The 8,975-nt window shown below is 48.9% G+C and carries 11 protein-coding genes; 5 read left to right on the top strand and 6 right to left on the bottom strand.

Annotated features, from left to right (window positions below; genetic code table 11):
• Nucleotides 1-163: 163 nt before the first annotated feature.
• A complete protein-coding gene (locus Dpoa2040_RS08085) occupies nt 164-700 on the top strand; it encodes a gamma carbonic anhydrase family protein (RefSeq protein ID WP_168640933.1) in 537 nt (178 codons plus the stop codon).
• Nucleotides 701-727: 27 nt separating this feature from the next.
• On the opposite strand, the gene Dpoa2040_RS08080 is transcribed toward Dpoa2040_RS08085, so the two are convergent.
• The 6 genes from Dpoa2040_RS08080 to dprA are packed head-to-tail and all read right to left on the bottom strand — an operon-like array spanning nt 728 to nt 4,551.
• Complete coding sequence (locus tag Dpoa2040_RS08080; RefSeq protein WP_168640932.1) at nt 728-997, bottom strand: DUF1488 domain-containing protein; 270 nt, start codon at nt 995-997, stop codon at nt 728-730.
• Nucleotides 994-1,815: a shikimate dehydrogenase gene (aroE, locus tag Dpoa2040_RS08075; RefSeq protein ID WP_168640931.1), complete on the bottom strand. Its 822-nt coding sequence runs from the start codon at nt 1,813-1,815 to the stop codon at nt 994-996. The genes Dpoa2040_RS08080 and aroE overlap by 4 nt, the downstream gene beginning before the upstream one ends.
• A gap of 24 nt (nt 1,816-1,839) precedes the next feature.
• Nucleotides 1,840-2,409 carry an L-threonylcarbamoyladenylate synthase type 1 TsaC gene (tsaC, locus tag Dpoa2040_RS08070; RefSeq protein ID WP_168640930.1) on the bottom strand — a complete coding sequence of 190 codons (570 nt, stop codon included), beginning with the start codon at nt 2,407-2,409 and terminating at the stop codon, nt 1,840-1,842.
• A complete protein-coding gene (locus Dpoa2040_RS08065; protein WP_168640929.1) occupies nt 2,402-2,953 on the bottom strand; it encodes a type I DNA topoisomerase in 552 nt (183 codons plus the stop codon). Before Dpoa2040_RS08065 ends, tsaC begins: the two co-directional genes overlap by 8 nt.
• A gap of 19 nt (nt 2,954-2,972) precedes the next feature.
• Nucleotides 2,973-3,446 (bottom strand): DUF494 family protein, encoded by a 474-nt coding sequence (locus tag Dpoa2040_RS08060; protein ID WP_042873062.1) that lies wholly within the window; start codon nt 3,444-3,446, stop codon nt 2,973-2,975.
• Entirely contained in the window at nt 3,418-4,551 is a 1,134-nt protein-coding gene (gene dprA, locus Dpoa2040_RS08055) for a DNA-protecting protein DprA (protein ID WP_146411010.1), read from the bottom strand. Before dprA ends, Dpoa2040_RS08060 begins: the two co-directional genes overlap by 29 nt.
• Before the next feature lie 112 nt (nt 4,552-4,663).
• Here dprA and def point away from each other — a divergent pair, with 112 nt between their 5' ends.
• The 4 genes from def to trkA are packed head-to-tail and all read left to right on the top strand — an operon-like array spanning nt 4,664 to nt 8,934.
• A complete protein-coding gene (gene def / locus Dpoa2040_RS08050) occupies nt 4,664-5,173 on the top strand; it encodes a peptide deformylase (protein ID WP_168640928.1) in 510 nt (169 codons plus the stop codon).
• Between the two features lie 37 nt (nt 5,174-5,210).
• Nucleotides 5,211-6,152 carry a methionyl-tRNA formyltransferase gene (fmt, locus tag Dpoa2040_RS08045; protein ID WP_168640927.1) on the top strand — a complete coding sequence of 314 codons (942 nt, stop codon included), beginning with the start codon at nt 5,211-5,213 and terminating at the stop codon, nt 6,150-6,152.
• 59 nt (nt 6,153-6,211) lie between these two features.
• Complete coding sequence (gene rsmB / locus Dpoa2040_RS08040; RefSeq protein WP_168640926.1) at nt 6,212-7,507, top strand: 16S rRNA (cytosine(967)-C(5))-methyltransferase RsmB; 1,296 nt, start codon at nt 6,212-6,214, stop codon at nt 7,505-7,507.
• Nucleotides 7,508-7,557: 50 nt separating this feature from the next.
• Nucleotides 7,558-8,934 (top strand): Trk system potassium transporter TrkA, encoded by a 1,377-nt coding sequence (gene trkA, locus Dpoa2040_RS08035; protein ID WP_168640925.1) that lies wholly within the window; start codon nt 7,558-7,560, stop codon nt 8,932-8,934.
• Nucleotides 8,935-8,975: the final 41 nt, after the last annotated feature.

The following is an 8,975-nucleotide window of genomic DNA, read 5'->3' as shown; positions in this document are numbered from 1 at the left end:
CCGAACGGGTTACACAACCACTTTTTCGATCTTTTTTTCCGTTCGCACGTTTTTCCACCCTTATGTTGAGTTATTGCACAAGCAACGCTATTTTCTGAACAATAACGCCGGTTCAACTCAACGATCTGGCCTAGATCACTTCTGTTTTAGGAGATCATGGCATATGTCCGAGACATTACGCCCATTTAAAGGAACGCAGCCTGTTATTGGTAAAAACGTCATGGTAGATCCTTCCAGTGTAGTTATTGGGGATGTTGCGCTAGCAGATGATGTCAGCATCTGGCCTTTAGTTGTCATCAGAGGTGATGTCAACTTTATCCAGATAGGTTCGCGCACTAATATTCAGGATGGTTGCGTCTTGCATGTGACTCATCGTTCGGAACAAAACGAACATGGGAATCCATTAATTATCGGGGAAGATGTCACTGTCGGGCATAAGGCCATGATACATGGTTGCACTATCGGCAATCGCGTTCTGGTAGGTATGAGTTCAATTCTTCTTGATGGCGTCCTTGTTGAAGATGACGTCATCATTGGTGCGGGTAGTCTGATTTCACCGGGAAAAACATTGGAGAAGGGATACCTCTATCTCGGCAGTCCAGCCAAGAAGATCCGCCCACTGACAGAACAAGAACTAGAAGGACTACTTTATTCATCCCGTAACTATGTACGATGGAAAGACGAATATCTAAACCAATAGAGCCGATGATGCAATCGACATTCTTCATCAATGAGTTTCATCACTAAACAAAAAGCGGCCTAGATCATCGTATTCATCATCACGAATCAAGCTTTCAAACTCATCTTCCCAATCCCAGCGATGTTCACGGAACAGTGATAACCACTGTTCCGGCTCTGTTACACCATAGCGTTCAAGCAGAATATTGCTTCTAATCACGCACTCGCGCTGGAATCCACCCACCAGCACCGGAAAAATGATCGCTGCATCATGATCACTCCACCATTCTCGATCAGGAAACTGAATCGCTTGATTCATGCCTCCAGTTCCTGCTTCATTTTGCGTATGACTGGCGAGGCATCAGGCATGATGCCATGCCATAAGTTGAATGCATGTGCAGCCTGCCAGACTAACATTCCCATTCCATCAATGCGCCGTTGTGCACCCTGTTGAAGGCACCACCGTAAAAAAGGTGTCGGTTCAGCCTGATAAAACATGTCATAACAACATACACCAGGGGAAATCAGAGATTCCGGCAGGTCAGGAATATCACCCGCAACTCCCGATGACGTGGCATTGATAATCAAATCAAAATGATGACTGCTCAATGCATCCATCGGCAACGCACTCACCTGCCCATAGCAGCAAAAATGTTCAGCCAATGCTCCAGCCCTGGAAAACGTTCGGTTAGCAATAACTAACTCACACCCGTATGCAAGTAAAGGTTGAATTACGCCACGAGCAGCACCACCTGCCCCCACCAACAACACCCGATAATGAGGCTGGATAAATGCATTCTGCTGCAAATCACTCAGCAAGCCGATACCATCCGTATTGTCTCCATATAGCGAACCATCGCCTTTTCTTTGGATCGTGTTGACAGCACCAGCGGAACGAGCGCGTTCGCTCAACTCATCCATAACCACACATGCGCGTTCTTTAAATGGTGCCGTCACATTAGCGCCACATGCGCCCCCTTGAAAAAATGCTTTCAGGCTATCCTCAAAACCATCCAACGGCGCGAGGATGCGCTCGTAGCTCAGTGAAACTCCCACCTGCTCAGCAAACAAAGCATGAATACACGGCGATTTGCTATGTGCGATAGGATGACCAAAAACTGCAAAAGATCGACTCACTGGTACCTTGTTCTCCTGTATTTGCTACCCTTGACGTAGCATTTCGCCCGTCAAAGCATCACGAATTTCAGATGGATTCAGGCGACCGCCAACTTCCCCACTCAGGACAGGAAAGTTTTCGCCAAACTGCTCTGTAACTTCTCTGGCGATACGACATGGCGGCTGGCCACTCAAGTTAGCGCTGGTAGAAACCAGCGGCTTGCCAAATGCCAGACATAATTGCTCCACCAGCGGGTGATCACTCACACGCACCGCCAGCGAATTGAAACGCCCAGTCAACCAATTCGGCGTTGATGATCTGGCTGGAACCACCCAAGTGACTGGCCCAGGCCAGGTAGCGAACATTGCCTGACGCTGGATGTCTGATAAGGTTGATATCTCAACATAAGGCTCCAATTGCTGAAAATTCGCCGCAATCAGAATCAGTCCTTTTTCACGCGGGCGTTGCTTTAGCGCCAGCAAGCGCTCTACCGCCACCTCACTGTCAGGATCACATCCCAGTCCAAATACAGCCTCCGTTGGGTAGGCGATCACACGATCTTCCCGCAATTGCTGTAACAGCAGTGCTAAATCTTCAGAATTTACGTTACTCATCACTATGACGTTCTTCTACCGGCTTTCCACATAATTTACTGGCACAAAAACATCTAATGCCCTGCGCAGTTTTCTTCTCGATTAATAACGGATAATGGCAATATTTGCATTCCCCCGCGACCGGCTTATGATTCAGCGAGAACTGACAAGAGGGGTAGCGCTCACAAGCGTAAAACGTCTTGCCGTAACGAGATTTCCGCTGAAGCAATCGGCCTTCATTACATTGGGGACATATCAAGGCAGTGTGATCCGGGCGATCAATCGCCTCTTTATGATCACATTCCGGATAATTGCTACAACCGATGAACATGCCATAGCGCCCTTGCCGCAATACCAGTATCGACTGACAGCGAGGGCAAAGTTGACCATCCAGCACTTTCACCACATGCCCATCGGCATTGGCTTTAAGTTGCCGGATATAGTGGCATTCAGGATAACGTGAACACCCAAGAAACGGGCCATGCTGCCCAGAACGAATAGTCAGCACAGCCCCGCATTCAGGGCATACCTGCTGATACTTTTCAGCAATAACGGTTTTGTTCATGCTTTACTCTAATTCCCGACTATTGCAGATACCCTTCATTAGCCTCAAAGAGTAAATCTTCCATTTGCTGATAAGCATTTTCACAACCGGGCACATTGAACAACACCATCAATACGACCCATTTCAGATCTTCAAGGTCAAAATCCTGTGTTTCAAGTGCCATTACCCGATCAATCACCATTTCTCGGGTTTCCAGATTGAGTACTTTAATTTGTTCAAGAAATAATAGAAAACCACGGCAATTCACATCCAGACGCTGCTCTTCTTCAGCTGTGTAGATACGTAACGCCAGAGGATCGCTGGCCAACGCCAGAGGAGGGGTTTGCCCTTCCTGTAAGTCAGCCAATTTTTCCAGCCAGTCCAATGCGCTGTAGATATCGTCACGTTCGAATCCCGCGCGGGTGAGGTCATCAGTCAACGTATCCTGATCAACACGCATTTCGGTTTCATTGTGGATGTAAGTTTCAAACAAGTATATGAGTACGTCGAACATGGCTTGCCCTCCTTATACGGACATAGCCGCCGGGTACAGCTGCGATCCACCCTGCTAACTCCAGATCCAGTAACTTACTCACCACTTCTGGCACAGGTTGGCCGGCACGTTCAGCGACAACGTCAACAGGTGTAACCTCATCTCCTACGGTAGCCAACACATCAGCAAATGGCAATTCCAGTTCACCCTCCGTTGCACAAATAATTTCTGGAACGCCCTCACTGGGAATATCGGCAAACCAGCGCAGTCCATTATGGAGTTGTTCAAAAATGTCCTGAGGCTGAGTAACCAGGCAGGCCCCTTGTTGTATCAACCAGTGGTTACCCTCTGTCATCGGGTTTCCAATCGGGCCAGGAAGAGCAAATACCTCACGGTTTTGCTCTAATGCATAGCGTGCTGTCACCAGCGAGCCACTGCGCATGGATGCTTCCACCACCAAAACGCCCAGACTTAATCCGCTAATGATGCGATTGCGCCGAGGAAAATTCACCGGCAATGGTCGGGTATTCAGGGGAAACTCCGACACCAAAGCCCCACTTTGCATAACAATCGCATCAGCCAACGCCAGATGCCGTTGCGGGTAAATTTGGCTTAAACCACTCCCTAATACTGCAACAGTTTTTCCCCCCACATGGAGTGCAGCCTGATGGGCAATACCATCAATTCCAACAGCCAGTCCGCTGGTTACCGTCAGGTGGTTCAGGCTAAGCTCCTGACTAAAAAAACGGCCCCACTGCTCACCATAAGCACTATTATTGCGACTACCAATCACAGCGACCTGCGGAGATGACAACACGTTAATGTCGCCGACGACATACAAACACACTGGAGGCGAAGCAATATTACTGAGCAAAGGCGGGTAATTGGCGCTGTTGAAGGTTACCAAGTGATGATCCGAATTTTCCAGCCAACGCAGCGTGTGCTGGATGTCCTGGTCGCTCAATGCAAGAAATTGATTGACCTGATCTTCAGTTAGGCTCAGTGATGTTAAATATCCCGCCGAACACGTGCTTTCAGCCTGTAATTGACCGAACAATATCGCGCATCGTTTGGCACCAAGGCGCTTAACTGACGCCAGACGCAACCAGATTTCCGTATCCGTCATACCCTACTCCGCATCCTGCTGTACCATGGCCGTGATGCTGTCAATCCCCCCCGGAAATGTCTACAATAAAGACTGGAGCTTTCTAACCACCTGAATACAGATCTAAACCTATATGTCAGTCTTGCAAGTATTACATTTTCCCGATGAGCGGCTTCGCATTCAGGCAAAGCCGGTAGAAGAAGTTAATGCAGATATTCAGCGTATCGTAGACGATATGTTCGATACCATGTACGAGGAAGAAGGCATTGGTCTCGCTGCCACGCAAGTTGATATCCATCAGCGCATCATCGTAATTGATGTATCAGAAGAGCGGGATCAACGACTGGTACTGATCAACCCGGAGTTACTGGAAAAATCCGGCGATACCGGAATTGAAGAGGGCTGTTTGTCCATTCCTGAAACGCGTGCGCTGGTACCACGTGCAGAGCATATCAGAGTACGTGCGCTGGATAGTGATGGTAAACAGTTTGAACTCGAGGCTGACGGGTTACTGGCAATTTGCATTCAACATGAAATGGACCATTTGGTTGGTAAACTGTTTGTCGACTATCTGTCGCCTCTGAAGCGCCAACGTATCCGCCAGAAGCTGGAGAAGTTGGCCAGACAAAACAGCAAGGCATAAAACAGCATCGTAAAACTTATTCCAGACAGGAAACCACGTGTCATTACGCATTATTTTCGCAGGAACGCCTGACTTCGCCGCACAACATCTTGCCGCACTGTTGTCGTCAGAACATGAGATTGTCGGTGTATTCACCCAACCAGATCGCCCAGCTGGACGCGGCAACAAGCTCACCCCAAGCCCGGTTAAAGTGCTTGCCGAGCAACATGGCATCCCGATATTCCAGCCCAAGTCATTGCGTCCCAGCGAAAATCAGCAATTAGTGGCGGAACTGAAATCTGACGTGATGGTTGTGGTGGCGTATGGACTTATCCTGCCACAAACGGTACTGGATATGCCCCGGATGGGATGCATTAATGTGCATGGGTCATTGTTGCCTCGTTGGCGAGGAGCCGCACCAATACAACGCGCACTCTGGGCTGGTGATAACCAGACGGGAATTACCATCATGCAGATGGACGCAGGGTTGGATACGGGTTCAATGCTCCACAAGATCGAATGCCCGATTCTGCCGGATGACACCAGTGCTACGCTGTATGAAAAACTGGCAAAACTCGGCCCTCAAGGATTGATGGATACACTGGCACAGTTATCAACATCTCAAGTCATTGCAGAAGCGCAGAATGGCGGTCTGGCTACTTATGCAGAAAAACTCAGCAAAGAAGAAGCTCGTCTGGACTGGCAATTATCAGCAGAACAACTTGAACGTTGCATCCGTGCATTCAATCCGTGGCCAGTCAGTTACTTTATGATTGAAGAACAGCCGGTGAAAGTCTGGAAAGCCCAGGCGCTGAATACTCCGCATCAACAACAGCCAGGAACCGTGCTTGCTGCAGATAAAGAGGGCATCAGGATTGCTACCGCTGACGGCATATTAAATATGCAAATCCTGCAGCCGTCCGGCAAGAAAGCCATGCCAGCACAGGACTTGCTGAACTCTCGCCGTGAATGGTTCACCCCTGGCTGCACATTGGCCTGATACCAGGGTACCGACCTGATTGTCGGTACCACCAATACTCTTCTATCCATTCTGAACTGATGAAAAGCACATATAATCTTCGCAGCATTGCCGCCACCACTCTTGTTCAGGTTGTAGAACAAGGACAATCACTTAGCCAGCTGCTGCCAGCACTCCAGCGCGATGTCAGTGAGAAAGATCGCAGCTTGTTGCAGGAGATCTGCTTCGGCGTATTGCGCGTACTACCACAGCTGGATTGGTATCTCACTCAACTGATGGCCAAACCGCTTACCGGCAAGCAGAAGGTACTGCACTATCTGTTGATGGTGGGTCTCTATCAGCTCATTCATACCCGGATTCCCCCACATGCTGCGTTGGCAGAAACAGTTAATGGCGCAGTTGCTCTGAAACGTCCCCAATTAAAGGGCTTAATTAACGGCGTATTACGCCAGTTTCAACGTCAACAGGAAGAGCTGCGGCAACGTTTACAAAATAATCCCGCACGTTATGCTCACCCCAACTGGCTGCTGCAACGGCTAAAAAAAGCCTATCCAGACCAGTGGGAACAAATTATCAGCGCAAACAACCAACATCCCCCGATGTGGTTAAGGGTTAATCGCCTTCACCATACCCGTGAAGCCTATCTGGGTTTACTACAGGGAAAAGGAATTGACGCCCATCCTCACCCGTTCTATCCGGATGCCATCAGACTGAGCCAACCTTGTGCTGTTACTTTGTTACCGGGATTTGATCAAGGTTGGGTGACGGTGCAGGATGCATCAGCACAAGGCTGTATACACTGGTTGTCACCGCAAGATCATGAAAATATTCTCGATCTCTGTGCGGCACCCGGCGGAAAAACAACACATATACTTGAAGCTGCCCCTCATGCTCATGTACTTGCCATCGATATTGATGAACAGCGTCTGAAACGAGTCAGAGAAAATTTGCAACGCCTTGGGCTACACGCCGAGGTCAAATGCGGTGATGGCAGAACACCGGCAGAATGGTGCGAAGACCAGTACTTTGATCGCATTTTACTTGATGCGCCTTGCTCTGCTACCGGTGTGATTCGTCGCCATCCAGACATCAAATGGTTGCGCCGCGATAGTGACATTGCCGAATTGGCGTCACTACAACAGGCGATACTGGACGCTATCTGGCCCCGGCTGAAAAGCGGCGGAACGTTGATTTACGCCACCTGCTCGGTATTGCCGGAAGAAAATCACCAACAGGTTGCTGCTTTTTTGCAACGCCACTCCAACGCAGTGTTGGTCGATACCGGTAACCAAGCATCACCAGGAATTCAGAAGTTTCCCGCAGCAGAAGACGGCGATGGTTTCTTCTATGCGAAGCTGGTAAAAAACGGGCGATAGTTGCTGGGTGATAATAAGTCCCAACAGAAATAGATACGGCAGAAATCACGATGAAGATAATTATTCTTGGTGCAGGTCAGGTTGGCGGAACACTGGCAGAAAATCTGTCAGGTGAAAACAATGATATTACCGTGGTGGACACCAATACTACTCGGCTACGCCAGCTTCAGGACAAATTCGATCTACGTGTGGTGACTGGCTATGCCTCCCATCCGCGTATATTGCGTGAAGCCGGAGCGGAAGATGCAGATATGTTGATCGCCGTAACTAACTCCGACGAGACCAACATGATCGCCTGTCAGGTGGCTTATTCCCTGTTCAATACGCCCAATCGTATCGCCCGAATCCGTGCCTCAGAGTATATCCGTGAATCAGAACAATTATTCCAATCTGAAGCCGTACCCGTTGATCATCTTATTTCACCGGAACAACTGGTTATCGACAATATCTATAAATTGATCGAATATCCGGGAGCATTACAGGTTGTTAATTTTGCCGAGGGAAAAGTCAGTATTGCTGCGGTGAATGCATACTACGGCGGGCCTTTGGTAGGCAATGCTATCGCAACCATGCGCGACCACATGCCCCACATAGAAACCAGGGTTGCAGCAATTTTCCGTCATGAACGCCCCATCCGCCCACAAGGCTCAACCGTCATTGAAGCTGGTGATGAGGTGTTTTTTATTGCTGCTTCACAGCATATTCGGGCCGTGATGAGCGAGATGCAACGGCTGGAGAAGCCTTATAAACGCATCATGATTGTGGGTGGGGGGAATGTGGGTTCCGGTTTAGCCCTTAAGCTTGAAAAGGATTACAGCGTTAAACTGATAGAACGAGATCCTCTTCGTGCAACTGAATTAGCTGAGCGACTGCAACACACCATTGTTTTCCATGGTGATGCTTCTGACCAAGAGCTACTAGCTCAGGAACATGTAGAACAGATTGATGTATTTATCGCCATCACCAACGATGATGAAGCGAATATCATGTCAGCCATGTTGGCCAAACGCATGGGAGCGAAAAAAGCGATGGTTTTGATCCAACGTCGCGCCTACGTCGATCTGGTGCAGGGAAGTGTCATTGACGTTGCCATTTCACCGCAACAGGCCACAATTTCTGCATTATTAGGACATGTTCGCAAAGCAGACATTGTCAGTGTTTCATCATTGCGGCGAGGTGTGGCCGAAGCAATTGAGGCGATTGCGCATGGCGACGAAGGCACATCAAAAGTAGTGGGCCGCATGATTGCAGATATTAAACTCCCACCGGGAACAATTATTGGAGCCATTGTGCGCGGCGACGACGTCATCATTGCCAATAACAACTTGCAGATAGAGCAGGGTGATCATGTCATCATGTTTCTTACTGACAAAAAATATATATCTGACGTTGAACGTTTATTCCAGCCCAGCCCATTCTTCCTCTAACAGCCTTACTTCAGGGTGTGCTAATCCCGCGCCCTGCATCT

It is taken from the genome of Dickeya sp. CFBP 2040 (assembly GCF_012273755.1).
GTDB classification, from domain to species: Bacteria; Pseudomonadota; Gammaproteobacteria; order Enterobacterales; family Enterobacteriaceae; genus Dickeya; species Dickeya poaceiphila.
The sequence above is the reverse complement of the archived record's forward strand: the minus strand, read 5'-3'. Positions and strand labels throughout refer to the sequence as shown.